The 25862-nt window shown below is 61.8% G+C and carries 22 protein-coding genes and 1 tRNA gene; 11 read left to right on the forward strand and 12 right to left on the reverse strand.

Annotated features, from left to right (window positions below; genetic code table 11):
* Positions 1 to 20: 20 nt before the first annotated feature.
* Positions 21 to 938 (forward strand): hypothetical protein, encoded by a 918-nt coding sequence (locus tag B3H65_RS00600; protein ID WP_286683713.1) that lies wholly within the window; start codon positions 21 to 23, stop codon positions 936 to 938.
* A gap of 118 nt (positions 939 to 1056) precedes the next feature.
* Here B3H65_RS00600 and B3H65_RS00605 read toward each other — a convergent pair whose 3' ends face one another.
* On the reverse strand, positions 1057 to 2325 hold the full coding sequence (locus tag B3H65_RS00605; protein WP_286683714.1) for a glutamate-5-semialdehyde dehydrogenase: 1269 nt from the start codon (positions 2323 to 2325) through the stop codon (positions 1057 to 1059).
* Positions 2326 to 2515: 190 nt separating this feature from the next.
* Here B3H65_RS00605 and B3H65_RS00610 point away from each other — a divergent pair, with 190 nt between their 5' ends.
* Positions 2516 to 3934 (forward strand): alpha/beta fold hydrolase, encoded by a 1419-nt coding sequence (locus B3H65_RS00610; RefSeq protein ID WP_286683715.1) that lies wholly within the window; start codon positions 2516 to 2518, stop codon positions 3932 to 3934.
* A 33-nt stretch (positions 3935 to 3967) separates the two neighbouring features.
* Here B3H65_RS00610 and proB read toward each other — a convergent pair whose 3' ends face one another.
* From proB to B3H65_RS00645, 7 genes are all read right to left on the reverse strand, one after another.
* Positions 3968 to 5092 carry a glutamate 5-kinase gene (gene proB, locus B3H65_RS00615; protein WP_286683716.1) on the reverse strand — a complete coding sequence of 375 codons (1125 nt, stop codon included), beginning with the start codon at positions 5090 to 5092 and terminating at the stop codon, positions 3968 to 3970.
* 181 nt (positions 5093 to 5273) lie between these two features.
* On the reverse strand, positions 5274 to 5519 hold the full coding sequence (locus tag B3H65_RS00620; protein ID WP_117679830.1) for a DUF2442 domain-containing protein: 246 nt from the start codon (positions 5517 to 5519) through the stop codon (positions 5274 to 5276).
* A 10-nt stretch (positions 5520 to 5529) separates the two neighbouring features.
* Complete coding sequence (locus tag B3H65_RS00625) at positions 5530 to 5796, reverse strand: DUF4160 domain-containing protein (RefSeq protein WP_117679831.1); 267 nt, start codon at positions 5794 to 5796, stop codon at positions 5530 to 5532.
* A gap of 42 nt (positions 5797 to 5838) precedes the next feature.
* Positions 5839 to 7356, reverse strand: a complete 1518-nt coding sequence (locus B3H65_RS00630; RefSeq protein WP_286683717.1) for a nicotinate phosphoribosyltransferase — start codon at positions 7354 to 7356, stop codon at positions 5839 to 5841.
* A gap of 136 nt (positions 7357 to 7492) precedes the next feature.
* A complete protein-coding gene (locus tag B3H65_RS00635) occupies positions 7493 to 7879 on the reverse strand; it encodes a hypothetical protein (protein WP_286683718.1) in 387 nt (128 codons plus the stop codon).
* A gap of 161 nt (positions 7880 to 8040) precedes the next feature.
* The gene (locus B3H65_RS00640) at positions 8041 to 9000 is read right to left on the reverse strand and encodes a radical SAM protein (protein ID WP_278563554.1); all 960 of its coding nucleotides are present in this window, start codon (positions 8998 to 9000) and stop codon (positions 8041 to 8043) included.
* Positions 9001 to 9232: 232 nt separating this feature from the next.
* Positions 9233 to 9649, reverse strand: coding sequence for a DUF2871 domain-containing protein (locus tag B3H65_RS00645; protein ID WP_286683719.1), 417 nt, complete (start codon positions 9647 to 9649; stop codon positions 9233 to 9235).
* A 717-nt stretch (positions 9650 to 10366) separates the two neighbouring features.
* On the opposite strand from B3H65_RS00645, the gene B3H65_RS00650 reads away from it, so the two are divergent.
* Complete coding sequence (locus B3H65_RS00650) at positions 10367 to 13012, forward strand: excinuclease ABC subunit UvrA (RefSeq protein ID WP_286683720.1); 2646 nt, start codon at positions 10367 to 10369, stop codon at positions 13010 to 13012.
* A gap of 533 nt (positions 13013 to 13545) precedes the next feature.
* On the opposite strand, the gene B3H65_RS00655 is transcribed toward B3H65_RS00650, so the two are convergent.
* Positions 13546 to 13618 (reverse strand) — tRNA-Ala (locus B3H65_RS00655).
* A gap of 262 nt (positions 13619 to 13880) precedes the next feature.
* On the opposite strand from B3H65_RS00655, the gene B3H65_RS00660 reads away from it, so the two are divergent.
* The 3 genes from B3H65_RS00660 (at position 13881) to B3H65_RS00670 (ending at position 17296) form a co-directional block, all read left to right on the forward strand.
* Complete coding sequence (locus B3H65_RS00660; protein ID WP_009141705.1) at positions 13881 to 15125, forward strand: glycosyltransferase family 4 protein; 1245 nt, start codon at positions 13881 to 13883, stop codon at positions 15123 to 15125.
* A gap of 119 nt (positions 15126 to 15244) precedes the next feature.
* Complete coding sequence (gene trpS, locus B3H65_RS00665; RefSeq protein ID WP_009141704.1) at positions 15245 to 16294, forward strand: tryptophan--tRNA ligase; 1050 nt, start codon at positions 15245 to 15247, stop codon at positions 16292 to 16294.
* A 159-nt stretch (positions 16295 to 16453) separates the two neighbouring features.
* The gene (locus B3H65_RS00670; protein ID WP_286683721.1) at positions 16454 to 17296 is read left to right on the forward strand and encodes an HAD-IIB family hydrolase; all 843 of its coding nucleotides are present in this window, start codon (positions 16454 to 16456) and stop codon (positions 17294 to 17296) included.
* A gap of 302 nt (positions 17297 to 17598) precedes the next feature.
* Here the strand turns inward: B3H65_RS00670 and B3H65_RS00675 are convergent, their stop codons facing one another.
* Complete coding sequence (locus B3H65_RS00675; protein WP_286683722.1) at positions 17599 to 18843, reverse strand: MFS transporter; 1245 nt, start codon at positions 18841 to 18843, stop codon at positions 17599 to 17601.
* A gap of 294 nt (positions 18844 to 19137) precedes the next feature.
* On the opposite strand from B3H65_RS00675, the gene B3H65_RS00680 reads away from it, so the two are divergent.
* Both B3H65_RS00680 and B3H65_RS00685 read left to right on the forward strand, forming a co-directional pair.
* Positions 19138 to 19470 carry an MGMT family protein gene (locus B3H65_RS00680; RefSeq protein ID WP_286683723.1) on the forward strand — a complete coding sequence of 111 codons (333 nt, stop codon included), beginning with the start codon at positions 19138 to 19140 and terminating at the stop codon, positions 19468 to 19470.
* Between the two features lie 6 nt (positions 19471 to 19476).
* A complete protein-coding gene (locus B3H65_RS00685) occupies positions 19477 to 20001 on the forward strand; it encodes a GNAT family N-acetyltransferase (protein WP_286683724.1) in 525 nt (174 codons plus the stop codon).
* A 47-nt stretch (positions 20002 to 20048) separates the two neighbouring features.
* Here B3H65_RS00685 and B3H65_RS00690 read toward each other — a convergent pair whose 3' ends face one another.
* On the reverse strand, positions 20049 to 20930 hold the full coding sequence (locus B3H65_RS00690) for a helix-turn-helix transcriptional regulator (RefSeq protein ID WP_286683725.1): 882 nt from the start codon (positions 20928 to 20930) through the stop codon (positions 20049 to 20051).
* 66 nt (positions 20931 to 20996) lie between these two features.
* On the opposite strand from B3H65_RS00690, the gene B3H65_RS00695 reads away from it, so the two are divergent.
* The 3 genes from B3H65_RS00695 to B3H65_RS00705 are packed head-to-tail and all read left to right on the forward strand — an operon-like array spanning position 20997 to position 24342.
* On the forward strand, positions 20997 to 21965 hold the full coding sequence (locus tag B3H65_RS00695; RefSeq protein WP_117679839.1) for an ABC transporter ATP-binding protein: 969 nt from the start codon (positions 20997 to 20999) through the stop codon (positions 21963 to 21965).
* A gap of 12 nt (positions 21966 to 21977) precedes the next feature.
* Positions 21978 to 23159 (forward strand): ABC transporter permease, encoded by a 1182-nt coding sequence (locus B3H65_RS00700; protein WP_286683726.1) that lies wholly within the window; start codon positions 21978 to 21980, stop codon positions 23157 to 23159.
* Positions 23146 to 24342: an ABC transporter permease gene (locus tag B3H65_RS00705; protein WP_286683727.1), complete on the forward strand. Its 1197-nt coding sequence runs from the start codon at positions 23146 to 23148 to the stop codon at positions 24340 to 24342. The genes B3H65_RS00700 and B3H65_RS00705 overlap by 14 nt, the downstream gene beginning before the upstream one ends.
* On the opposite strand, the gene B3H65_RS00710 is transcribed toward B3H65_RS00705, so the two are convergent.
* Positions 24322 to 25692, reverse strand: a complete 1371-nt coding sequence (locus B3H65_RS00710) for an FtsX-like permease family protein (protein WP_286683728.1) — start codon at positions 25690 to 25692, stop codon at positions 24322 to 24324. The two genes, B3H65_RS00705 and B3H65_RS00710, sit on opposite strands and share 21 nt — an antisense overlap.
* Positions 25693 to 25862 lie beyond the last annotated feature (170 nt).

The following is a 25862-nucleotide window of genomic DNA, read 5'->3' on the forward strand; positions in this document are numbered from 1 at the left end:
AGGCCGTGATGAGTGATTATATGGACAATTTCTATATGGACGATTTCATTGAGAAGATCTCTGTGCTGGGCGAGGACGAGTTAACCCTTCGTTCGCTGCAATGCGCCGTTGCGGCCAAGCGCGCTGAGCTAGCACGAGCGACGGAAACGCGATGGCGCCCGCATCGTACAAAGGCGCCAATGGTAAGAATCGCCGCCACAGCCGCCTGCATCATCGCCGCCGTGTTTTTTGGGACCCTCGCACTCGCCCACCTACTCGTCCACAATACAGATGACGCGGCGGCGCCCATGCAGACAAACATTGTGCTCACCGCATACGCCAAAGGTACGCCGGTCGATGGTCGCGACAACGCCATCTTTGCTACCGAGGACATCTTTCATGAAGGGGGCGGATATACGGAAAACAGCGACGGCTCGTTTCTAAAGGAGTACGTCATCGATCCGTCCTGCATGGGCGACGGCATCGTGTCGATTCGCTATCGGTCAACGAACAAGAACGTGCAGCTCAAGGGATCGCGCAACAAGGCCAATGTTCTGCCCGGCGAATCTTACGGCACTTCCATGCTGACAGAGATCACCGTGGGCGAAGATGGCACCACACCGCCGGACCTTGACCAGCTCAGCCTTTGCGTAACGGCGACTGCCGCAGGAGAAAACGGAGAGGTCGTCCAGCTTGAGGCCGGCGACTCCCCAGAAGCATGGAGCAAGAAACGCTACCTCATCGAACTTGCCGCGGCGCAAGAGCTTGCAAAAGGCACCCTGGAGATTACTGCAACGCTTGAAGACGGCAGCACGGTGACCCTCGCCTACCGTATTGTTCCTGTGGACAACTTTGAAAACATGTGGTTCAACAACAACGCTTCATGGGAGGCGGCGCTGGAATCCGGCGCATCGGAATTCGACCTCAAGCCTCTCTATATCCTCGAACAGCTGCACTAGCCCAAACATCTCCTTCCAAAAGGTGCAAACAGGCCGGCACCTCGCCATAAGCCAGATGCCGGCCTGAAATATCTATCTTGTTGTCAGCCGATGCGCGCCCGCAAGAAAGCCATAAGGGCTACGGACGAACCTGCCCCTCGCCGCGGACGACGTACTTATACGTTGTCAGAGCCTCGGCGGCAAACGGCCCGCGCGCGTGCAGCTTCTGGGTGGAGATACCAATCTCCGCGCCCAAGCCAAACTCTCCGCCATCGGTAAAGCGGGTGGACGCGTTGGCGTACACGGCGCTGGCATCGACCTCGCGCAGGAAACGCTCGCACGCCTGCTCGTCCTCCGCAACGATCGCCTCCGAGTGGCCGGTGCCGTAGCGACCTATGTGCGCGATCGCCTCGTCCTCGTCCGCCACCACCTTGACACTGATCTCAAGCGCCAGGTACTCGCGGCCCCAGTCCTCTTCCGTCGCGTCCACAAAGTCCATGATGTCGGCAAGGTCGCGGGTGCGCTCGTCGCCGTGCACCAAAACGCCGGCAGAATCCAGCTCGACCAGCATCTGCGGCAAGAACGCGTCAGCGATCTTCTCGTCCACCAACAGAGACTCGCAAGCGTTGCACACGCCCACGCGCTGGGTCTTGGCGTTCATCACGATGGCGCGCGCCTTCTCAAAGTCCGCGGACTCGTGCACGTAGATATGGCAATTGCCCGTACCGGTCTCGATCACCGGAACATAGGCGTTTTCCACGCAGTGGCGAATGAGCCCTGCGCCGCCGCGCGGAATGAGAACGTCCACCGTGCCGCGCAGGCCCATAAGCACGTCCGTGGCAGCGCGATCGGTGGTCTCGATAATGCTGACGGCGTCGCGGGGCAGCCCGGCGTCTTGTACGGCATCCGCCAACACGTGGGCGATGGCCACGCAGGAGTTCTGGGCGATGGAGCCGCCGCGAAGGATGCAGGCGTTACCCGTACGGATGCAGATGCCCGCAGCGTCAGAGGTCACGTTGGGTCGCGCCTCGTACACCATGGCGACAAGGCCCAGCGGCACGCTCACCTTCTGCAGGTTGAGCCCGCAGTCGATGGTGCGCTCCTCAAGAACGCGGCCCACCGGATCGGGCAGGGTCGCTAGAGACTCCAACCCCTGCGCCATCCCCTCGATACGCTCCGGAGTAAGCAGCAGGCGGTCGAGCAGGCCCTCGCTGGTGCCAGCGGCGCGGGCGGCGTCCATATCGAGAGCATTGGCGGCGATGATGGCGTCGGCGTTGCGGCGCAGAGCGGTCGCCATGCCTCGAACGGCGGCTACGCGCTGCTCATCGGACGCGAATCCCAGCGGACGCGACGCGGCTTTTGCGGCCTGTGCCAGGTTTTCTACATAGGCAGCGATATTATCGGCCATAGGTGGCTCCTCTCGCAGATTTAACACCACTCCATAGTACTCGAAAGCAGCCTGGCGATAACTCCCCCTCGCCATCGATTGCCATTGATTCTAACATAAATATAGAACGTGTGTTCTATTCTTTTTGAAAAAGGGGTATACTGGTCGCAACAAACACCGCTGCCCGAATCGCAGACACCAGGGAGACACCATGAAACTCGCAAGCTACTACGTTCCCGGCCTCTATATCGAAGACCATTCCATCGACGTCCCCCTTGACTGGCGCGGCCTGGAACCCGCGCTGCTCGCGCTGGGCAGCACCATGCGCCGCGGCGCCATGCCCTCCCCTATTCCAGGCGCGCCCGAGAGCATCAAGCTGTTCTACCGCATCGTTTGCTCTCCCGAGCATTTGGACGATGACCTACCGCTTCTCGTCTTCTTCCAAGGAGGCCCCGGCGGGGAGAGCCCGCGCCCCGGTAGCGATACCGATCCCGCCTGGCTTGGAGAGGCCGTTAAGCACTACCGCGTAATCCTTCCGGACCAGCGCGGATGCGGTCGCAGCTCGCGTATAAGCGGACGAGGGATCGCTCGCATTGGGCGAGCCGCCGCAGAAGCCGGCGCAAGCGTATCTCGCGTCCAAGCAGACCTCTTGAAGCGCATGCTCGCCAGCTCCATCGTCCGCGACTTCGAGTATCTACGCCTCACGCAATTTGGTGGAAGACCTTGGACCACGCTGGGGCAAAGCTACGGCGGCTTTATAACCCTAAGCTACTTGTCGCTGTTCCCCGGCGCGATTCAACAGAGCTTTGTATGCGGAGGCGTCCCTCACGTTCCCGGCACCGCCGCCGAGGTTTACGCCCACACCTTCCCGCGCATGCAGGCCAAAACCGAAGCGTACTATCGCCGCTACCCAGGAGACATCGAACGCGTCGCCGCCGTCGCAGATGCCCTTGAGGGCAGCACCGCAACGCTGCCCGACGGCAGTCCCCTCACCGTTGAGCGACTGCAGCTCTTGGGCAGCGATTTTGGCATGAAGCCGAGCTTTGAACGCATGCACTGGCTTTTTGACCACGCATTTGAAGACCTTGATGGAAGCTCCCTGGGCGCGGGTGCGCCTGAACTTTCAGAGGGATTCTTGATGAGCGTGCTCGAGCGTACCAACACCTGCGCCAACCCCCTGTACTGGACGCTGCAGGAATTCATCTACGCCAGCGGAACGTGCGCGCCCATCAATTGGGCGGCAGCGGCCGAGAAGGCCCATCGACATGAATTCGACACGCTCGCCCGCCCGCTTCTATTCACGGGGGAAGCAGCGTTCCCCTGGATGTTTGAAGAGTGCCCGGAGCTCAAGCCGTTCGCTGCTGCGATGGATGAGCTGATGCGGGATACGGAATTCGATGCGGTCTACGACCCTGCACGTCTTGCCGCCAACGAGACCCCTGTTCACGCTGCGGTCTACTTCGATGACATGTACGTGGACTCAGGCCTACAGCTTGACACACTTTCACGCGTTGGCAACGCCCACCCTTGGGTTACCAATGAGTTCGAGCACGACGGGCTACGCGCGGGCACCAGCGTTTTTCAGCACCTTTATGAAGAAGCGCGCCAGATGGGTCACCTAGCACGCTAACTGCAACTTACTTTTGATAGAGACCAACCTGCGTTAAGCGAAAACGATCATCTGGTCGCGATGGATGGCGGGCTTGCCGGAGAGCGCGGCCAGAAGATGGTTGCCAGCGATTTCGTCTTGACGACGGCCGCGCGCCAGCTCGAGCTCGTCCGAACCCGCCTCCGCGCGACCGCGAGCGATTACGAAGCCGTCGCGATCTCGGATATCGAGAACGTCACCCGTAGAGAACGAACCTTCGACGGCGGTGATGCCCACCGGCAAAAGCGAGCTGCCACGCTGCACCACTGCCGCGGCCGCGCCATCGTCCACCGTCACCGACCCGTGCGCGGAGTCGCCCAGGGCAATCCAAAGCTTACGGGGAGCGATCTCCAAGCGGTCCGCGGGGGGAACGAAGAGCGTGCCGACGGACTCGCCCGAGGCTAGACGCACAAGCGCGTTCTCCTCGGCACCGCTGCAGATGACGCTTGCGATGCCCGCCGTCATGAGGATTCGGCTCGCACGGATCTTGGTGATCATGCCGCCGGTACCCACCGATGTAGTGGAGTCTCCTGCCGATCCGATGATAGCAGCGTCGATTTTGGTGACGCACGGGATGAACTGCGCGGTGGGATCAAGCGATGGGTTGGCGGTATACAGGCCGTCGATGTCAGACAGGGTGACGCAGAGATCAGCAGACACCAGGCAGCTCACCAAGGCGGCAAGCGTATCGTTATCGCCAAACTTGATCTCATCGACGGTGGTGGTGTCGTTCTCGTTCACTACGGGAACGACACCAAGCTCCACCAGGCGCGTGAGGGCATCGCGAGCATGAAGATAGGAAGACCTGCGGGCGGTATCGTGCCGGGTGAGCAACACAAGGGAGGTGAGCAGGCTTGCGGCGCGGAATTCCTCGTCGTACACAGCCGAAAGGATGCACTGGCCAACAGAGGCGCACGCCTGCAGGCTCGGCATGTCGGCGGGTTTTTTAGCGAAGCCGAGCTTGGGCGCGCCGCACGCGATGGCGCCGGAGCTCACAACGACGAGGTTCCATCCCAGATTGCGAAGCTCTGCCGCCTGGCGGGCAAGGTCCGCGATGAAATCGCGACGAATCTGGCGGTCTTCCCCAACCAGGGTGGAGGAACCGATCTTGACGACCATGGTTTTGCGCTGGACTGACATGGAACACCTCGACAACATGCAGGCGCGCCGCCGCGAGGATGCGACGGCGCGCAGATAATTCGTCAGCCCATCATAGCGCAGGACGCGCGGACATATGCCGGCGCGGTGTTAGAACTTGGTGATCTTCAATGGCAGGGAGCTGGCGGCCTCGCTCATGCGCTCGCGGACGAGCGGGCGCGCGTCAGCACGAGACGCTCAATTCATATAACTCATGAGGTGCGATGTCTTGGCCGTGAGGCCAAGCGATACCGCTTCCCCCGGAAACAACAGATACAGTATTGAAGTAAGGAATCTCACCAAGCTCGCCATACCAAGAACCGGAGATATAAGGATTAACATCGAAAACCTTGCGCTCGCCGGAGTCATACTCAAGGACAAGAGAACGGTCCTCGCGAGGCGTCACTTTCAACAACCTTGGAATCGACATTAGACACCACCTAACGCAACGGATCAATTTTAAAGAATTGCTCTCCTGCACTCAGCAAAGCCCAATTTGCCTCTAGCTCTTCACGATGTATTTCAATCCAAGCAAGTAGTAGCCTCATTTTATTCCTTGGAATCGCCCCTTCCAGGACGTTACCTTCCAAATCGACAACCACCTCATCACCTGAATAAATCGCATGGATATGAGGCAGATTGTGTTTTCCACCCAATTCTCTATACATGTAGACAATGATTCCAAAAAACATACTTAATGCTGGCATGGCATCGCCTCCAAGTACCGATCGGTAAACGACGACACGGTGTTAGAACTTAGTGGTCTTCCATGGCAGGGAGCTGGCGGCCTCGCTCATGCGCTCGCGGACGAGTTCGTCACGGACGTGTGCCAGACCGGATTCCATGCCAACCACGTAGGACTGCGGGTAGAGGAAGCGCTTGTATGCGGGGTCGAGGGCTTCGATGGCTGCGGCGCAACGCTCGCGCGCAACGGAGAGGTCCTCTCTCGGAGCCACCGCGCAGCCGTCGCGCACGCACGGGGCGAGAAGCTCGCGAAAATCGAACCCGGACACGTCGGTCACCAGGGCGGCATCGTTGACCGCGACCAAGGTGGCACCGCGCTGGTCGCCCTCCCCCTCCAGGTACGCCTCGTCCAAAATCATGTCGCACACCGGAGAGCCGGACGCATCCATATAGCGCCTAACCTGCTGGATTCCAGGAATGGTTCGTTTATAGGGCTGCTCAGAGAGCTTGACCACGGGCGTCCAGGCGTCAGAGGCGGACGCGCGGCGGGCAGCGAGCTTGTAAACGCCACCGAGCGCGGGCTGGTCATAGCACGTGGCGAGCTTGGTGCCGACGCCGAAGGAATCAATGGGGGCACCCTGATCGATGAGGGACTGGATGGTGTACTCGTCCAAATCGTTGGACACGGAGATCTTGACGTAGTCGAGCCCCTCCGCGTCGAATCGGGAGCGTACATAGCTGGAAAGCTTGGCGAGGTCGCCCGAATCGATGCGGATGGCAGCGAGTCGGTCGCCGCGCGCCTCCATTTCCTTGGCGACGATGATGGCGTTCTCCACGCCCTCGCGCACGTCATAGGTATCGATGAGCAGCGTGCAGTTCTTTGGCATGGAGCGGGCGAACGCGCGGAAGGCCTCGAGCTCGGTATCGAAGCTCATGACCCAACTGTGGGCGTGGGTGCCGAAGACCGGGATGCCGTAGCGACGGCCCGCCAGCACGTTGGACGTGGAAGCGCAGCCCGCGACGTAGCTAGCGCGCGCCACGGCAAGTCCGCCATCGGGGCCCTGGGCACGGCGCAGGCCGAACTCGGCGACGGGACGGCCCTTTGCCGCCTGGACCACGCGGACGGTCTTGGTAGCGACCAGCGTCTGAAAGTTGATGGTGTTGAGCAGCGCGGTCTCGAGCAGCTGGCACTCAAGGGCGGAGCCCGTCACGCGCACCATGGGCTCTCGCGGAAAGACCAGCTCGCCCTCGGGCACCGCATCGATGTCGACGTGCATGCGAAACCCGCGCAGGAACTCGAGGAAATCCGGGTTGAACATCTTGCCGCCGCCGGGTGCGGACAGGGAGGACAGGTAGTCGATGTCCTCGTCCGTGAAACGCAGGTTCTCGACCAGTTCCGGCAGCTCCGCGGTACCGCACATGACGGCGAACGCGTTGCCAAAGGGGCGATCGCGGTAGAACGCGGTGAAGCAGCCCTGCTCCTCGAGCTTGCCGTTCTCCCATAGGCCCTGGGCCATGGTGAGCTCGTAGAGGTCGGTAAGCATGGAAACGTCGGTGGGACGGGCGATGTCGGTGAGCGCCATAGTGTCCTCCTATTGCGGCGATTCGCGCGCGGTCCCCCGTCGCGGAAGGCGCGGAAGACCGAGTCGAATTCGCCCTTGAAGCGATGGATAGAGAAATGCCGCCGGCGATTTGGTGCGTCGACGGCGGCGAAAAAGCCTAATGCAGGTTGTTCTTTACGAGCCAGAAGCCCGCAACGATAAGCAACACCACGCCGACGGCGATGATGAGCTTCTGCGCCGGGGGCATGGGCGGCACGCCGTCCTCGTCAACCTCGTCCTTGGTCATGACCATCTTTTGACCAAAGGTAAGGTTCTCCGGATCAATGGCGGACTCCTGAGGCGCAGGCGCGCGGCGAGGTTTGGGGGCGGCGGCGGGCTTCTGCGACGCAGGGGCGTCCGCTGCCGCCTGCTCGGCGCGAAGGGCTTCGAGTTCGGCACGCTCTTTGCGGGCGCGCTCCTCTTCCTCGCGGCGCGCCTTCTCGGCACGGAGTGCCTCGAGCTCTGCACGCTCCTCATCCGAAAGCGGGGTGTTCTGATCGGTCATGAAGCCGACCTCCTTGATGCGTCGACGCCAAGGGGCGCCGGAGTTGGGTGAAGTCAATCTTGAAAAGTATACCCGTTTGGCAGGGCTCCGTACGACGTGGGACAGGGCGCAGGCGGGACAGCCCCGGCCGCCCTCGCGGCAGCGTTCGGCAACGCGCGCACCTAGCCGATGCGCCCATTCGAGATAGCGGCGGACTCGAGCACGCCGGTGGTGTCGAACGGCGGGGTGAAGCTCTCATCCACGGCGCCGCCCTCCTGCCAAAACATGGTGGTGAAGCCGAGGTCGTCTGCATGGTCGAGCACCATCTCGTACTCCTCGTCCAAAACCGCGCGTGCAAGGTCGCCGCCCTGGTCGCGCATGCGCTGGTTGGGCGTGTACTGGTTCATGACGGAGATAGGAACGTCGCCGGCGACCTCCCAGATGCGGTCGAGCACGCGACAGGAATCCTCCGCATGACCGGGCAACACCAGATGACGGACGATGATGCCGCGCAGCATATGGCCGTCTTGCGCCAGCAGCTCGCCACCGGCAGCGTTGATTTGCGAGACCATCTGGGCGAGCGCGGCGGCCGCGACGTCCGGGTAATCCGGCACGTGGGAAAGACTGCGCGCGAGCGCGACGTCGGCGTATTTGAAATCGGTAAGCCACACGTCTACCAATCCGGCAAGCTCTGCGACCGCCTGCACGCGCTCGTAGCCGCTGGTGTTGTAGACGATCGGGATCTTGAGGCCGCGCTGGCGCGCCGCGGTGATCGCAGCGGGCAGCAGATGAGCATAGTGCGTCGCCGTCACCAGATTGATGTTGAGGGCGCCTTGGTCTTGCAGCTCGAGCATGATCTCAACCAAGCGCTCCGGAGAGACCTCGATGCCAAAACCCCCGGTAGAGATCTGGTGGTTTTGGCAGTAGATGCACTTGAGCGGGCATCCGCTGAAGAAGATGGTGCCCGAGCCCGCCTCACCGGAAATGGGAGGCTCCTCCCACATGTGCAGCGCCGCGCGGGCGATCTTGAGCGTAGAGTCCGCGCCGCAGACGCCGCGAGCGCCCTTCGCGCGGGCTGCCCGGCAGCATCGCGGGCAGAGCTCGCAGGCATCCAAGGCGTCAGGCGTTAACAGCGTATGCATTGTTGATCCCCATTTCAACGGGCTTTTCGGGCTCTTTTTGGGCACGGTCGCGCCCCGTTTTTATTATTCCTACGTGCGACGGGAGCGGTTCGCGCAAGCATCGCCCGTCCCAGAGGCTGGTTGCAAAACGGCGCGCCTGCCAGGATGCGGGCGCGCCGGCTACGGCTTGCTATGAAATTGTACTCCAGCTGCGAGTCGAGCGAATCGCGAGGGGCGATGCACAAGAGACCGATTACCTGCCCTCCTGCATGACGGCGGATTTGATCTTGAACAGGATCATAACCAGGCTGACGCCTAAAATGATGTGACCTATACCCGCGATACCGGAGATGGCGGCGTTGGCGCCGGAAGAAAGCGGGGTACCCAGAACCTGCAGCACACCGCGAACCAACATCATGATTACGCTGAGGTTGAGGCCGACCTGGTAGCCGACAAGGAGCTTGCCCAAACGCTGCGAAACGTTGAAGAGCTTATCGAAGACGATCAACGCCAAAAAGAAGAAGACGCCCAGCATGAGGTAATGCGGATGGACGAACCCCAGCGAGGTTGCGCCCTCGAACCCGCTGAACTTGGTGAACTCGCGATAGAACACGCCCCCCGCCAAAGCGAGGAACGAATAGACGATCGCGGCGTTTGCGTACTTTTTCATGGCTCTCCTAACCTAACGCGTAAATGGCAAAACGTCTCCGGCGCCCGCGGGCACCGAAGCCCGTATAGCCAACTATATCGATTGGTTTGCGGAATATGAACAGAGTTCATTAAGATTGAACAACGTTCACATAAGTGATGGCGAAGAATTGCGACCGAAGATGTCTCGCGGATATCCTCGTCCACGTGAAACCGCCTCTAAACCGTTTCTTCATGCGCGGTTCATCCTGAACGGCGCGTATTGGGCGGCGGGCGGCGGGGCAGCCCCACGGATCTTGCGGCCCATGGCCGCGCCCTCGAGGAAGATAAGGGGAGATCGCGCTGCCGGCGACGAATAAAACCTGACGGCGCATCATAAACAACGCTTTTACCTGCGGTGTTAAGAACGAGAATATTCTCTTGATAGATTCTTGTCAGAGTAAAAATAGGCGTGTGCTTCAATAATCCGATACCGATTTCTACAAGTCAAGACTAGTAATGAAAGTACGCGGACCTAAGATATAGGTATTCCGCCCCCCGCGGAGCAACTGGGTGAACCGTCGCGTTTTTCTAGGGAGCCCACACAGTCGTTGCTGTTACAGATATCCTTCGTTGTTAAGGAAGCTGGAGAGTACGATGAGGGCGCCCACCTTCTGAGAGGTGGGTTCATTTTAGCAATGCGGGGGGCGGTCTTCTTGTCTCTAGACCATGAGTCCAGCCCGTGACGGGAGCTTTGACCATGATGAATGCGGGCAGCCACGCGTTTGCACCCGACCATATCGAAGTGCGCGGGGCGCGCGTCCACAACCTTAAAAACGTAGATATCGACATCCCTTTGGGACGGTTGGTGGCCATCGCCGGCGTCTCGGGATCGGGCAAAAGCTCACTTGCTCTGGGCGTTTTGTACGCAGAAGGGTCGCGACGCTACCTTGAGGCGCTTTCCGCCTACACCAGGCGGCGCCTTACGCAGACGGGACGCGCGGATGTGGACCAGGTACTCTACGTTCCCGCGGCGCTCGCCCTGCACCAGCGCCCGGCCATTCCAGGCCCGCGCAGCACCTTTGGCACCATGTCCGAGCTTTTGAACGGCCTGCGCCTGTTGTTCTCGCGCGTGGGATCGCACGTGTGCCCCGCCTGCGGCGCGCGCTGCGAACCCAGCCTTGCCGTCGCAGCCGAGCAACCCTTGACCTGCCCTGCATGCGGCCACAGCTTTTTTGGTCCCGCGGCAGAGGACCTCTCATTCAACTCCGGCGGCGCCTGCCCCACCTGCCAGGGCACGGGCGAGGTGCGCACCGTGAACCGCGCCGCCCTGGTGCCCGACGAGTCGCTGAGCATAGACCAGGGCGCGGTGCTGCCTTGGGGTTCGCTTATGTGGGACCTCATGAAGCAGGTCGCCCGCGAGATGGGCGTGCGCACCGACGTGCCGTTTTGCGAACTCACCCAACGCGAACGCGATATCGTTTTTGACGGGCCGGCGGAGAAGCGCCACATTCTCTACAAAGCCAAGAAGGGCAACGACTTCGCCGAGCTTGACTTCACCTATTACAACGCCGTCTACACGGTTGAAAACGCCCTAGCCAAGGTTAAGGACGAGAAGGGGCTGAAGCGCGTGGCGCGCTTCCTTACCCAAGGGCCGTGCCCAGACTGCGGCGGCACCCGCCTATCGCCCGCCGCGCGCTCGCCCCGCGTGCGGGGCATAGACCTTGCGCAAGCGTGCCAGATGACCTTAAGGGAGCTATGCGACTGGGTCCGCGGCGTACCCGCCGCCCTGCCAGAGGACATGCGCCCCATGGCGGAGAGCATCTGCGACGCCGTCCTTGCCGGCGCGCGCCGGCTGCTTGACCTGGGACTGGGATACCTCTCGCTGGACCGAGCGGGCTCCACCCTGTCTACAGGCGAGCGCCAGCGCGTCCAGCTTGCGCGCGCGGTGAGAAACCGCACCACGGGCGTGCTCTACGTGCTCGACGAACCATCGATTGGCTTGCATCCCTCAAACATAGACGGCTTGCTTGGCGTGATGCGCGACCTGATCGCGGACGGAAACTCCGTGGTGATGGTCGACCATGACGTGCAGCTGCTGACGCATGCAGACCATCTGGTAGAGATGGGCCCCGTGGCGGGCTCGGGCGGCGGCTACGTCATCGCCCAAGGCGGCGTTGAGCAGGTGGTCGCAAACCAGCAGTCCGTTATCTCGCCGTTTCTTGCCGGCGAGCTAGAACGAGAAAGCGCCGCGACCGGGCGAGCAGGAGCCGGCGGCGGCGCTGCGACGGCGCTTGGATCCAGCGCGGACGGCCCGCGCGTAGACCAAGACGAGATGTTCGACTTGGGTCGCATCCGCTTGGGCTCGCGCGGCCTCCATACAGTCAAGCCCCTCGAGATCGACATCCCCTGCGGCAGGCTTGTCGCGGTTACCGGCGTATCCGGTTCCGGCAAAACCACGTTGGTGCTCGAGACCCTGGTGCCGGCACTGCAGGCGCTCTGCGCGCAACGCGGTCGCGATGATGCGGGGCGCCGCGGCAAGGGCACCTCGTCCACCGAAACCTCCGTAGCGCCCGGCACCGCCATGCCAGCGCACGTCGCATGGGTCGATGCCGAGAACGTGACCAAGGTCAACCTTATCGACGCCTCGCCCATCGGCATCAACGCCCGCTCAACCGTTGCGACCTACACGGGCGTTCACGACGAGCTGCGCCGCGCGTTTGCCAAATGCGACACCGCGCGCGATGCCGGCCTTAAGGCGGGCGATTTCTCGTACAACACCGGTTCGCTGCGCTGCCCCACATGCGATGGTACGGGCTCGATCTCACTCGACGTCCAGTTCTTACCCGACGTCGAGGCCACGTGCCCGGAGTGCCGCGGAACCCGCTACGCATCGCGAGCCGAATCCATCAAGCGCGCCTGCGGCGGCCAGCAAACCGAGCTGTCGATCCCGGACCTCATGGCGATGAGCGTAGACGAGGCGCTGGAAGTAACCGGCGACCTTAAGCGCACGCACGACAAGCTGAGGATGCTCCATGATCTGGGGCTGGGGTATCTCACGCTGGGCGAGGCGACGCCGTCGCTGTCCGGCGGCGAGGCCCAGCGCCTAAAACTCGCCAGCGAGATGAAGCGAGACCAGCAGGGCAGCGTCTTTGTGTTCGACGAGCCCACCATAGGCCTGCACCCCTTGGACGTGCAGGTGCTGCTAGGCGTATTCGACCGACTGGTGACCCGGGGCGCGACGGTGATTGTCATCGAGCATGACCTGGACGTCATCCGCCACGCCGACTACGTTGTGGATATGGGTCCCGGCGACGGTGAGGAAGGTGGACGCATCGTCGCGAGCGGCACGCCGGCGAGCATCGCTGCCCGTCCGGAAAGCATGACCGGTCGCTACCTGGCATAACGCGGGTACAAAGGGCGCGTCGAGGAACTCTTGTAAGGCGTCGCCGATTCCGATGGCAGTTGAACCGCTTCAGGTGGGGATCGACGTGCTTATACATTGCTCTTTTGGCTACGGTGCCTTGCTATTTGAGGCTTGCAAGGGCCAAAGATCCCCATTTGAAGCTTTCCGCGGATTGCTTGCAAGAGCGACGGAAGACACTTACCTTACTATTTTATAGATAGTGACGCCGAACACACCCGATCGCGATACCTCAAGAAGCATCGCGGCAAGCCGAAAAGCTCAAGACGAGGCAGCTTGAGCGAGGCGGGCCGTCCAAACGCCGAGCCCTTACCCACCTCGTGGTACTCAGCTGCCATCCCAAAGGGGGACGGTTTTTCAACCCTGATTTTGCATGCATACGATAATGGCTTTTCCGCAGTTCGCGTTATATCGAGCATGCATAACAATCATAGGCGGCAAAATCACCAAGACGCCAACGGGCGCGAAAAGAAAAAGAGGACCTCTTTCGAGATCCTCTTTGCCAAGTCAATGGGTGGAGACGAAGGGAGTCGAACCCTCGGCCTCTGCCATGCGACGGCAGCGCTCTCCCAACTGAGCTACGTCCCCAAGACAAGTGATTATTCTAAACAACTCTCGGCGTCTGTCAATGAGAAAAGTTGAAAACTTGGACATCGCGGGCATCGCGGGCCCTCGGGCACCCATCCCGCCCATCATCAATGCGTCCACGGGCATGACGGCGCACACTCAACCACCGCCCAGCTCGCACTTTTGCTATGACGGTGTTGTCGAGCCGCCCGCCCCCTTTAGTCGTCGCATCTCGGCTATCATAGGTGAGATTCTGTACATATCTACGATAAGCGGTATTCACGTGGAGTCTCTGCTTCCCTACATCTGTTTGGCGCTCGCGGCTTTCGCCACCACCTATGTGCTGACGCCCGTCGTCAAGAAGATTGCCATCAAGCTCGACGCCGTGGACTACCCGTCCAAGCGCCGCGTCAACACCGTGCCCACCCCGCGCATGGGCGGACTCGCCGTGTTCGCCGGCCTTATCGTCGCGTGCGCGCTGCAGATCTTCGGCACCCTCAACTGGGGCTGGCCTTCCGCGCTGGTCCCCCATCCCAGCATGGATATCAACTACCCCATGCTGGGCCTTTCTTTTCTGACCATCGTCGCCACGGGCGCGCTGGACGATGTACTTCAGCTCTCGCCCAAAGCAAAGCTCGCAGGCCAGGTTATCGCCGCCATGCTCGCCGCCTCCAGTGGCCTGCTCATCCATGCCATCGTCAACCCGTTCGAAGCGGGCGGGGAAATCTCCCTGGGCTTTTTCGCCTACCCAATCACCATCATCTATCTGGTTGCCTATACCAATATCATCAACCTCATCGACGGCCTGGACGGTCTCGCCACCGGCATCTCCGCCATCGCGGGCTGTTCCATGTTCTCCTTCGCCATCCTAGCGGGACGCGGCGACGCCGCCGCCATCTCCGCCGCGCTTATCGGCTCGTGCATCGCCTTCCTTCGCTACAATTTCCACCCCGCCAAGATCTTCCTTGGCGATTCCGGATCTTTGCTGCTTGGCTTCGCTCTGGGCTCCATCTCGCTGCTCAACGTATCGCGCACCGCGGCGCTCACCTCGCTCATCATCCCGCTCATCGTGGCGGGCGTGCCCATCATCGACACCTTCTCCGCCATCATCCGCCGCATGCGCGCGCACGTGAGCATCGGACAGGCGGACAAGGGCCATATCCACCACCGCCTCATCCAGGGAGGATACGACCAACGGCAAGCGGTGCTTCTCATCTACCTGTGGTGCATCCTGCTCAACCTGGGCGCGGCCGCCATCAACCAAGTAGAGGTCTTCTGGCGCTTCGTCATCTTCCTGGTACTCCTCGCCCTCTCCGCCGCCTTCGCGTTTAGGCTCCATCTCTTCGAGCCCGTCTTGCGTCATCATTACAACCCCAAGACCAAGAAGGATGAGATCGTCACGCCGGACGACGAGGCGTTTGCGGACGAGGTCAGGGCGGAGCGCCGCCAACACCAGGAGCGCATCGCCAAGCTCAAGCCGCGCAAACCCGGCGCCGCCCCAACCCCGCACAGCAAGACCAAGCGCTAATCCCTGCGGCGCCGCATCCGACAACCCGACGCAAAGCGCCGAGAAACCGGGTTCGCGCCCGCCCGATCGAATGCCCATGCAGGCCCCATGGCCGCAACAAGACAAAAAAGGAGACCGCCATGCCCAACGAGCTCAGCTACGAAGTCAGCCTGGAGCGCAGCAACCAGATCCGCGCCGACCTGCCGCTGCACCCCGAGAAGTACACCATGCTCACCGGCGACCGCCCCACCGGTCGCCTGCACCTGGGCCACTATTTCGGCACGCTCAAGAGCCGTGTGGAGCTGCAGGACATGGGCGTGCACACCAACGTGCTCATCGCCGACTACCAGGTCATCACCGACCGCGACTCCACCGACAACATCCAGGACAACGTCTACAACATGGTTCTCGACTACCTGGCATGCGGCCTGGACCCCGATAAGACCATGATCTACACGCACTCCGCCGTGCCCGCGTGCAACCAGCTCATGCTGCCGTTCCTCTCGCTGGTCTCCGAAGCGCTGCTGCAGCGCAACCCCACCGTCAAGGCGGAGATGGAAGCGTCCGGTCACGAGCTCACCGGCCTTCTGCTCACCTATCCCGTGCACCAGGCATGCGACATCCTGTTCTGCAAGGGCAACGTAGTCCCCGTCGGCCGCGACCAGCTGCCGCATATCGAGCTCACCCGCACCATCGCCCGCAAGTTCAACAACCGCTACGGCAAGGTGTTCCCCGAGGTCGACGCGCTGCTGTCCGACACGCCGCTGCTGCCCGGCCTCGACGGCCGCAAGATGAGCAAGTCCTACGGCAACGCCATCAACATCTCCATGACCGCGGAGGAAACCGCCAAGCGCATCAAGAAGAGCCAGACCGACGGCGAGCGCATGATCACCTTCGATCCCGAGGCGCGTCCCGGCGTATCCGGCCTGCTCTCCACCGCCGCCATCTGCACCGGCCGCACGGAGACCGAAATCGCGGAGGAAATCGGCATGGGCGGCTCCGGCCAGCTCAAGAAGTACGTCACCGAGAGCGTGAACGAGTACTTCGCCCCCATCCGCGCTCGCCGCGAGGAACTCGCCCGCGACATGGGCTACGTCAAGGACGTGCTGCATGAGGGCAACCGCCGCGCCAACCAGATCGCCGAGGCCACGCTCGCAGAGGTGCAGCAGGCCATGGGCATGGTGTACTAGCACCCTCGCTAGCCAGCGCCCGCCATATTGTTCCTAACTTTACAAGCCCGTCCGCCTCGCACCCGGTAGGCGGACGGGTTTCTGCTAGATTGAGAACGTACGGCCACACGTGGCAGCTTGTGTTTTGGACGCGCGGGGCGCGCGGGTAAAGGGGGAAGCATGTACAAGCTGGTAGCAACTGATATGGACGAGACCTTCTTGGACCACGACCACCAGATTCCCGAGGCAAATATCCGCGCGATGCAGCGCATGAAGGAGCTGGGCGTGCTCTTTGTTCCGTCCAGCGGCAGGTGGTACTCCTCCATCATGGATAACTTCGCCCACCTTGACCCAGCGCTGCTCGAAGGCAGCTACGTTATCTCGTACAACGGCGGCTTCATCAACCGCGTGGGCGACCCCAAGCCCCTTACCAGCTGCGGCATCGGCCGCGCGTGCGCCGAGGAGCTCTACGCCCTTGGACGCGAGCTGGGTAAGTGCATGCACGTCAACGTGGCAGACGGTCATGTTTTCGTGTGCGACGCGCCGGAGGCGGAGCGCACCTATCTTGAGAAGATCTCCGGCGTCACGCATTTCTCCAGCGCCGACCATACGGACCTCTCCTTCCTGGACGGCCGCAACATAGTCAAGCTCATCTTTATGGATCCTGACTTTGAGGGCCTGCAGCAGCTTGGACACGAGCTTGAACCCATGGCGCGGCGCTTGGGCGTCGAGATCACGTTCTCGTCCAAACGCTACCTCGAGTTCATGCCCGCCGGCATCGACAAGGGTTACGGCCTAAAGAAGCTCGCCGAGATGCTGGGTATCCCCATGGAGCAGATGATCGGCGTGGGAGACTCCGCCAACGACCTCGCTATGATCAAGGCCGCGGGACTGGGCGTGGGCGTGGCCAACGTCACGGACGATGTCCGCCCCTACTGCGACGCCGTACTCGAATCCACCGGCGACGACGGTGCCTTCGAGGAGCTGGTCGAGAAATACCTGGAGCCCTCGTCCGCACTCTAGCCTTACCGACCCGTCGCGGTGGAGCCGACCTGTTACAGCGGCACTTGGAGTGATTGAGCGACTTGTAAGCCTTAGTTAACTTATGGAGAGAATGTGAGGGGCGTCTTTTCCAGTTACCTATAGCTAACTGTTTACTATAGTTAACTCAGCGACAGGAACCACCCCGCAGGCGATGAAATTAGGGGCCCTGTCAGAAGGATTGCCTCCCTCCCCTCTGGGCAATTCCAATGGTGTACCTCGGAAAAGACCCCGTCACATACAACGTGGCGGGGTCTTTTCTGCGTTTACGGAGCAGCCATAACTTAATGCTGATCGATGGTTCGGACGCTCTTGATGGACCAGGAAAGCGCCGCCAGGACGATCATGGCCACACCCACCAAAACAAAACAGCGCGTCACGCCGATCGAGTCGGCGAACAAAGTTGAGAAGATGAGGCCCACGGGCATGGCCCAGCTACATACCGCGCCGTACAGGCCAAAAACTCGTCCCAAGCAATCCGGATCGACCTTGCGCTGCATAAGCGCCATCTGCGGGCTGCTATACAACGGGGACGATACCCCCATAGCGAACGTAAACGCCAGGAACAGGGCGAAGGCCGACGCCGGCAGCAAGCCCGAGGCGAGCGTCGTGACGCCAAACAGGGCGATCGCCAGCACGCAAGAAACGCCCTGATGCTTGAAACCTCCCGTGGCGCCTATCCACGCGCTGGCGGCGATCATGCCCAGCGAGAAGACGATCTCGGTAGCGGCTGACTGCATAGTGGTGCCGCCGAAATGCTCGAACGTCATAAGCGGGAACAAGGCGGAAATGGGACTGAACAGCACGGAGAACGCAAAGCCTATCCACAGCATGGCGAACAAGCCGGCGTGGCGCCTGAGCTCCCGATAGCCCTGGACGGTATCCCGCATGAACCCGCGCAGCGCCCCGGCTCCCGCTTGATCCACCTGCTCTCGGTGGACGCGCGGCGTCTCCACGCCCGATATAGCCACGGCGACGCTCGCGATCACCGCGCCGGCGACGTCGAGCGCGACCATGGCGGTAAGACCGAACATGGGATAGAGAACCGCCGCGATGGCGTTTCCCAAGATATAGCTGCCGGATTGCATGAACTGCTGGATGCCGGCAAGACGCCCCAGCATCTCCGGCGGAGCGAGCATGGGCGTCAACGCGTTGAACGCCGGCGTGTGCAGCGTGGTGCCAAGGGCGCGGACGAACACCACCGCGGCGACGGCCCACACGGGAAGACCGCCCGCCGCCGATCCAAACGCAAGCGTGCAGCTCACACCCGCAATGAAGAGGTCGGCGCCTATCATCAACCGCTTGATCGACGATCGGTCGACGATGGTTCCGGCAAACACCCCGAGCACCGCCATGGGCAGAAAGCCCGCGAGGCTCACCAACGACAGGGCGCCAGCGGAGCCTGTAGTCAGCGTGACGTGCCAGATAAGCCCCATCTGCAACACGGAGCTGGTAAGAACTGAAAACGCCTCCCCCAACCAGACAAGGGCCAGGGAACGCTTCCAAGAAGCGCGATCATTCTTATGCATATTGATTTTTCCTTTTGATGCGATCGGTTGAAATGCAATGCGACCGGTCGCTCACGCGACCGTGGCTAGAGCCAAATCCTCATGGAAGCAAGCATGGCGACGCTCCCCTTTCCCAAAATATGAAAGACTACAGCAGTCGTGAGTATCGAACGATACTACATGGCAACATGCCGCTTGGCAACCGCCCCCGGTCTACCAAGCGTAGAGAACGCCGACGGGCGGGGTCTCCCCACCGCCCGGCCGCCGCGATGCGATACACTTAGCCGCAAAACCATCTTCATCGCAGGGAGATATATGGAACCGACGGCAAAAGAGGGATTCTTCGAGCGAGTCTACCAGATGGTCGAGCAGGTACCGGAAGGCATGGTCGCCACATATGGGCAGATAGCCAAGCTGGTTGGCGAGCCCCGCCGCGCACGCTACGTGGGCTATGCTCTGCATGTAAACCCCCGCCCGGGCATCATCCCCTGTCATCGCATCGTCTTCGCGGACGGTCGCCTCGCCCCCGGCTTCGCCTTTGGCGGCCCGGAAGCGCAGCGCGAACTGCTGGAAGAAGAAGGCGTGAGCTTTCTTGCAGACGGCCGCGTGGACCTGTCCGCCAACCGCTGGCCCGCAGGGATTGAGTAGGCGGATATGGGGGAGCAACGATTGCAAGACGAGCGCGATAAGCAAAACGAGCGCCTGGTTATCCGCGCGATCGAGGTGCGCGACGACGCGGCGATCGCACGCATCATCCGGCGCAGCCTCGTGGCACACGGTCTCGACCGACCGGGCACGGCGTATTTCGATCCCGAACTCGACCACCTAAGCAGGTACTACTCGGCCTCGCCGCATCGCGCCTACTTTATCGCCGAGTTGGATGGAACCGTGGTGGGCGGCGCGGGCGCGTCACCGGTCGCTGGCGCGACGGGCACGGCGGAGCTGCAGAAGCTCTACGTGGCGCCCGAAGCGCAGCGACGCGGCATCGCGACCGCGCTCACCCTCGCGGTCGAAGACTTTGCGCGCCGCGCCGGTTTTAGCACGCTCTACCTGGAAACCCATCATGACCTTATGGCAGCCATCGCCCTGTACCGTGCGCTGGACTACGCCGAAGACGATAGACCGCTGCCGGGAAGCCCCCACACCACGATGGACGTGTTCTTTAAAAAGGAGCTATAGCGGCGGGCGGGCGAAAGGCGCGCTTATTCAACGGAGCAAAGGACTCGCTACAACGAACGCGAGCGCCACCAAGCGACCGCGAGCTGCGTCCTATTCTTGTAGCCGGTCTTGGAAAGCACCGAGCTAATCCGGTTTCGCACCGTACCTTCGCTGATAAACGCTTCCGCTGCGATCTCGTGGTTGTCGAGCCCTTCGGCCACCAGGCGAACAATCTCGTATTCGCGCTCCGTCAAGCATTCAAACTCGCGCGGACGGGCGTCGGGCTCCGCGGCGGCGGCAGCAGACGCGCCCGCAATGGCGCCAGCACCTGCAGCGGCCCCCTCGTCCGTCACGCCAGGGCCACCGGGCGCCGCCCGCACCGCCGCCAAAGCGTCACGCACGCAAAGCTCGCGCTCAACAAGATCGTCGCGCGTACGTCGTGTCAGGTCGCGCTGGGCCGTAAGCGCGCAGGTTCGCATGGATAGAAGCGCCGCAAGAGCCGCTACCGCAACAACCAGCAGCAATGCGGGCGCCACCCCGCCACGCGCCGCCAATGCGACGGCGGGGAAAAGAGCAGCGGCAGGGGCAACCTTCCACGGCAAAGGTTCATGCACAGACCGCATGAGCTCATAGAGCGCAGCGGGCACAAAGAAGACGCCGGCGGGCACAGCCACAGCGATCACGCAATACGCAGCGGGCAGGACAGCGCGCGAGGCACAGCCGGACCACTCGCATCCCAAAACGCAAATGACAGATACCAGAAAACAGGCAACGGACGCCAACCCCGTCAACCCGCCGTACAGCGCAAGAACCGCCGGCGTCGCAGCGGGACAGCACAGCGCAAGCAGCATCGACAGCACGCAGCACGCATACACAACCGTTATGTCAACTATCCTCTCCATGGGTTCGTATGGTAGCAAAACGCGGTCGTGACAATTGTCACTATCCACATTCCCGCTCCTCAGGCAGCATAATGGCCAGCGAACCAATCGACAGCGAGACCATACGGAGGACCCATGGATATCATCGCCGTAGAGAATCTTGTCAAGCGCTATGACGACCTACTTGCCCTCGACCACTTCAATCTACACGTAACCCAAGGCGAGATCTTTGGCTTGCTGGGCCCCAACGGGTCGGGCAAAACCACCAGCATCAACTGCATGCTCGCGCTGCTCACGTATGACCGCGGCACCATCCGGCTGTTCGGCGAACCCATGGACCCTGCGCGCTACGACCTCAAACGCCGTATCGGCGTCGTGCCGCAGCAGGTCGCCGTCATCAACGAGCTTACCGTCCACGAGAACATCGATTACTTCTGCTCGCTCTACGTAAGCGACCGCACGCGCCGCCGCACGTTGGTGGACGAGGCGATCGAGTTTGTTGGCCTGGAAGAATTCGCGGCGTTTCGCCCTGGAAAGCTCTCTGGCGGTCTTTTACGACGTCTCAACATCGCCTGCGGCATCGCCCATAAACCAGAGCTCATCTTCTTCGATGAACCCACCGTCGCCGTCGACCCCCAAAGCCGCAACTCCATCCTCACCGGCATCCAACGACTGCGCTCAGAAGGCGCGACGGTTGTGTATACCAGCCACTATATGGAGGAGGTCGAGCAGATCTGCGACCGCGTCATGATCATGGACCATGGGCGCGCGTTGGCTCAGGGCACGTGCGATGAACTCAAGCGCTCCATTAAAACTGGCGAACGCATCGTGGTGGAACTCCAGACGGCATCGGGAACGCGAGAAGCTGCCGCATCGTCCATCGACAAACGAGAGCTCGACCGCCTGCGGGCGCTCCCCCACGTCATCGACGTCGCGCTCACCGACAACCTGCTCGCCGTCTCATGCGAAGCCAGCGAGCACAACCTCACCGACGTTCTGGCGGCGCTGCGCGCAGGCAACGTCCGCATGGGGCGCATCACATGCGCACCGCCCACCCTCAACGACGTCTTCCTCGAGATCACCGGTCGCGAGCTGCGCGATTAAGGAGAAACGCCCATGTGGACCACCTTTACAACAACCGTTCGCACGCTGCTGCACACGCCCAGCGCCGTGGTGTGGACGCTCGTCTTCCCCATCGTCCTCGCCACCGTGTTCAACTTCATGTTCGAGCCGCTGCGCGCCCAAGAGTCCGTCGAGGCCATCGATGTAGCGGTTGTGGACGATGACGCATGGCGCACCTCGCCCTTCTCCCAAGTTATCGACGCGCTCGCGACGCAGGACGAGCCCCTGCTGCGCGCCGTCCCCGTCAACTCAACCAAAGATGCCCGATCCTTCGTAAAAGACGGCCAGGCAGACGGCGCCTTCTCGGTTCAATCAAATGGAGAGCCCCTGCTTGTCCTCGCCCCGACGGGCACAAGCAGCGACTCATCCTATAACGTCAACCGCGCCATCCTGGAGTCCATCCTTACCAGCTACCTGCAAAACCAAAGCCTGGTTGCAAACGTAGTCCAAAACAACCCCGCCGCCCTGGCGAACGCATCCGCAATAGAAGCCGCGCTCTCCCAAACCGTCGACGTCGCCCAGGTGTCGCTCACGCGCGCCCAACCGGACGCCATGGTGCGCTTCTACTATGCCCTGCTCGGCATGGCCTCCATCTTCGCCGCCCAGCTCGCAGAGCAAAGCGTGTGGCGCCTGCAGCCCACCGCTTCTGCAGAGGGCGCGCGGCGCGCCGTGTCGGGCACCAGCCGAATGCGCTTACTCATCCCCACCATCGCCGGCTGCTGGGTTGTGTCGACCGCTTTTCTCGCAATCGCCTTTGGCTATATCTGCCTTACCGCGCACATCGACTTCGCTGGGCGCGAACCGCTCTGCCTTATAGGAATCGCCGTCGCCAGCCTGCTTTCTTGCGGCCTGGGCGCACTGGTGGGCTCGATCCCCGGTCGCATGGGATCAGACTCCCGCCGCGGGCTTCTCACGGCCGTCACGTGCCTGCTCTCGCTGTTTGCGGGCCTCTACGGTCAGCCCACCATGGAGCTAGCCGACTCGGTGGCCAAAGCTTTCCCCGCCGTTACCTGGATCAATCCGGTTTGCCTTGTACGCGATTTGTTCTACAGCGTCTACTACTACGATGCGCTCGCGCCGTTCGCCCTGCGCATAGCCGCCGGCACGGCGATGGCCGCCGTCTTCCTTGCGATCTCCGTCGCCTTCATGAGGAGGTACACCCATGAACATCTGTAAGCGAGCAATCATCATCGCGCTACGCCACCCACTCTACCTCGCCATCTACATCGGCTTTCTATCCGCAATGGGCGTCCTGCTTATGGGAGAGGTAGGCACCGCGCAAGCCCCCGCACCCTCGTCCGCGTCTTCTCAGGCCACCATCGCGCTGGCCGACCGCGACGACTCGGCCATTTCACGTGCGCTTCGCGCCGCCCTTGAAACAACGGATGAGCTTGTAGATGCGGACGATGAACCCACCGCGCTGCAAGACGTTTTAGCAAAAGACCAAGCGGATATAGTCCTTATAATCCCCGAGGGATTTGGCGACCAGCTTATTGACGCGGCGCATGCAGGCCGGGACCTGCCGCAGCTCAACATGGCCGCCGGGTCAAACATGCAAGCCGCGGCGCTGGCATCCCAGCGTGCGAGCCGTTGGGCGTCCCTAGCCGCCGCACAGGCCGCGTTGGAGCCCGCGCTTGATGCGGACGGCATTGTCGACGCAGTTACGCAAAGCAGCAGCGTCGAGCCGTCCGTACAGGTACTCGAAACAACCCCCGGCAACGCCGCGGCGTCGCGACTTGCGTTCTACCTCACCTTTAGCTCCTATACCATAACCTCATCCATCATTGTGGTCGCAGGAGTGGTGCTGGCGACGCTCAACGCACCCGACGTCCGCCGCCGCCAGCTCTCGTCCCCCATGAGCACCTGGCGCCTGGGACTGGGCGGCATCGCCGGCTGCGGCGTGCTCGCCCTAGCGGTGTGCGCGTGGGTCACCGTAGTTGGCATTGCAGCCTCAGGGGCCGCATCCCTGGTCTCGCAGGCTTTACCGCAACTCGCACTCGCTTTGATCTCGCTTGCGATATTCGCCCTGGTTCCGCTTTCGCTTGCCTACACCCTTGCGCAATGCGGCTTTCAAGAAGACGCGCTCAACGCCATCGCAAATTTAGGCGGCATGGTCATGTCGTTCTTGGGAGGAGCGTGGGTTCCGTTGTCGCTCATGGGCCCCGGCGTGCAGGCGATGGCGCGCTTTACCCCCACCTACTGGATGTACAACGCCATCACGGAGGCGCTGGGAGCGCAGGCTATCACTTTTGATGTGCTCGCAACCGTAGCGAGCAGCCTGGGTATCATCGTCCTATTCGCGGCGGCAATAACCTCTGCCGGACTTGTCGCCGCGCGCCTACGCGTCCGCGAGGCATAGGCGCTCCACCGCGAGCGACGTCAGCACGCCATAGACCGCAAGCAATGCAGCCGTGAACAGCAACACGCCGCCCGTGATGGCGAAAAAGCCGCTTGTACCCAGCGCGAACGCAAGAAATGCCACCAAAAACAGACCGAACACGTCGTGCACCATCGCCCCCGCAAACGGGGCGGCAAAGTAGAGCAGCACCTGCTTGCGCACGGACAGGGCCATGTCCGCGCGCTCGCATCCAAGCTTTGCAAGCGAGGCGTACGCATGACGGGCATCCGCCGCACCGGAAAGCTGCTGCAGCGAGAGCACCGCCACGGCGCTCAGCAAAAAGACGGATCCGTAAAAGATACCGATGAATCCAATGGGCGCCATGGAAGTCGCAAGACCTTGGGAGATAAGCTCCGGGGTGCGCATCCCCACGCTGAAGGCAAAGCCCGCCACCATCATGCACACGGAGACCGCGATGAGCACGCACACGCAGGCAAGCGCCATGGACGAGCTTGCCACGCGGGCCTCCACCTGCCGCACGGTGAACGCGCGCAGGCCCCACCAGTACCGCTCCGTGCGGCGGCGGGCGCGGGCGGACCAGCCCGTTACAACGATGCGCGCCACCAATGCGGTTGCGAAGCATGCCGCAAACCCCATGGGGATGATGAAGGCGATGAAATAGACGGGCTGAAACACGCACGCGCCCCACACCACGGCGAGCAGCACCGCCGCCACCGCAACCTGCACGCCGCGAGCCAAGCGCCCTCCCGTAGAAGCGACTTCCGGCGCGCGCTCGGCAGCGATCAGCTCGATCAAGGGACGCCTACCTATGTTGCGCGCGCCGTCAAATGCGTTGAGCGCAAACACCGCAGCAAAGCACCCGCTTGTCCATACGGCGGATTGGGACGAGAACACCACCATGGGGCGCCACGGCACATCGAACACAAACGCGGTGATAGCCCCAAAGGCGGGTGACAGGGCCACGCCCAGCAGCACGCCCAGCGCCAGCGCGAGCACGCCCACGCAAGCGGTCTCCATCACCAGAACGCAGGACACGGCACCGCGGTCCATGCCCACCAGTTTGTACAATGCGAACTCGCGGCTGCGGCGACGCAGCAAAAAGCGGTTGGCATAGCGCACCAAGAACAAGAACACCAACACGGTGAAGATTGAAAACGCCTGCAGGATATCGCCGGAGCTCGCCACCACGCTCATCTGGTCGGGCGAGAGGTCGAGCCGGTTGAGGTAGTCAGAAGACGCTACAAAGGAATAGAGCAGGCACGCGGCAAAGCCAAGCGTGACGAAATAGACCGAGTAGTCGCGCGCGCTTCTCCGCACGTTGCCAAACGCGAGCTTGAGATACAGACCCATGGCGGCCATCCTTTACCTATCGATACGCTTGCATCGTTGTTTACCTGGCAACCATTGTCAGAAATACCGCCCGCCGCAGCCATCGATTCACCTTACAGAGGACTAACGAAAATGTAAGGAGCCCGGCTGGAATCGATCCAAACCGAGCTCCTTAAAGAATCATCCATGAA

It is taken from the genome of Collinsella sp. UBA1693 (genome assembly GCF_002320115.1).
Classification (GTDB): Bacteria; Actinomycetota; Coriobacteriia; order Coriobacteriales; family Coriobacteriaceae; genus Collinsella; species Collinsella tanakaei.

Coding starts and splice junctions, on each gene's coding strand:
- B3H65_RS00600 (WP_286683713.1), top strand. CDS start 21: ATGGACAATTTCTATATGGACGATTTCATTGAGAAGATCTCTGTGCTG.
- B3H65_RS00605 (WP_286683714.1), bottom strand. CDS start 2,325: ATGGCCGATAATATCGCTGCCTATGTAGAAAACCTGGCACAGGCCGCA.
- B3H65_RS00610 (WP_286683715.1), top strand. CDS start 2,516: ATGAAACTCGCAAGCTACTACGTTCCCGGCCTCTATATCGAAGACCAT.
- proB (WP_286683716.1), bottom strand. CDS start 5,092: ATGTCAGTCCAGCGCAAAACCATGGTCGTCAAGATCGGTTCCTCCACC.
- B3H65_RS00620 (WP_117679830.1), bottom strand. CDS start 5,519: ATGTCGATTCCAAGGTTGTTGAAAGTGACGCCTCGCGAGGACCGTTCT.
- B3H65_RS00625 (WP_117679831.1), bottom strand. CDS start 5,796: ATGCCAGCATTAAGTATGTTTTTTGGAATCATTGTCTACATGTATAGA.
- B3H65_RS00630 (WP_286683717.1), bottom strand. CDS start 7,356: ATGGCGCTCACCGACATCGCCCGTCCCACCGACGTTTCCATGCTTACC.
- B3H65_RS00635 (WP_286683718.1), bottom strand. CDS start 7,879: ATGACCGATCAGAACACCCCGCTTTCGGATGAGGAGCGTGCAGAGCTC.
- B3H65_RS00640 (WP_278563554.1), bottom strand. CDS start 9,000: ATGCATACGCTGTTAACGCCTGACGCCTTGGATGCCTGCGAGCTCTGC.
- B3H65_RS00645 (WP_286683719.1), bottom strand. CDS start 9,649: ATGAAAAAGTACGCAAACGCCGCGATCGTCTATTCGTTCCTCGCTTTG.
- B3H65_RS00650 (WP_286683720.1), top strand. CDS start 10,367: ATGATGAATGCGGGCAGCCACGCGTTTGCACCCGACCATATCGAAGTG.
- trpS (WP_009141704.1), top strand. CDS start 15,245: ATGCCCAACGAGCTCAGCTACGAAGTCAGCCTGGAGCGCAGCAACCAG.
- B3H65_RS00670 (WP_286683721.1), top strand. CDS start 16,454: ATGTACAAGCTGGTAGCAACTGATATGGACGAGACCTTCTTGGACCAC.
- B3H65_RS00675 (WP_286683722.1), bottom strand. CDS start 18,843: ATGCATAAGAATGATCGCGCTTCTTGGAAGCGTTCCCTGGCCCTTGTC.
- B3H65_RS00680 (WP_286683723.1), top strand. CDS start 19,138: ATGGAACCGACGGCAAAAGAGGGATTCTTCGAGCGAGTCTACCAGATG.
- B3H65_RS00685 (WP_286683724.1), top strand. CDS start 19,477: ATGGGGGAGCAACGATTGCAAGACGAGCGCGATAAGCAAAACGAGCGC.
- B3H65_RS00695 (WP_117679839.1), top strand. CDS start 20,997: ATGGATATCATCGCCGTAGAGAATCTTGTCAAGCGCTATGACGACCTA.
- B3H65_RS00700 (WP_286683726.1), top strand. CDS start 21,978: ATGTGGACCACCTTTACAACAACCGTTCGCACGCTGCTGCACACGCCC.
- B3H65_RS00705 (WP_286683727.1), top strand. CDS start 23,146: ATGAACATCTGTAAGCGAGCAATCATCATCGCGCTACGCCACCCACTC.
- B3H65_RS00710 (WP_286683728.1), bottom strand. CDS start 25,692: ATGGGTCTGTATCTCAAGCTCGCGTTTGGCAACGTGCGGAGAAGCGCG.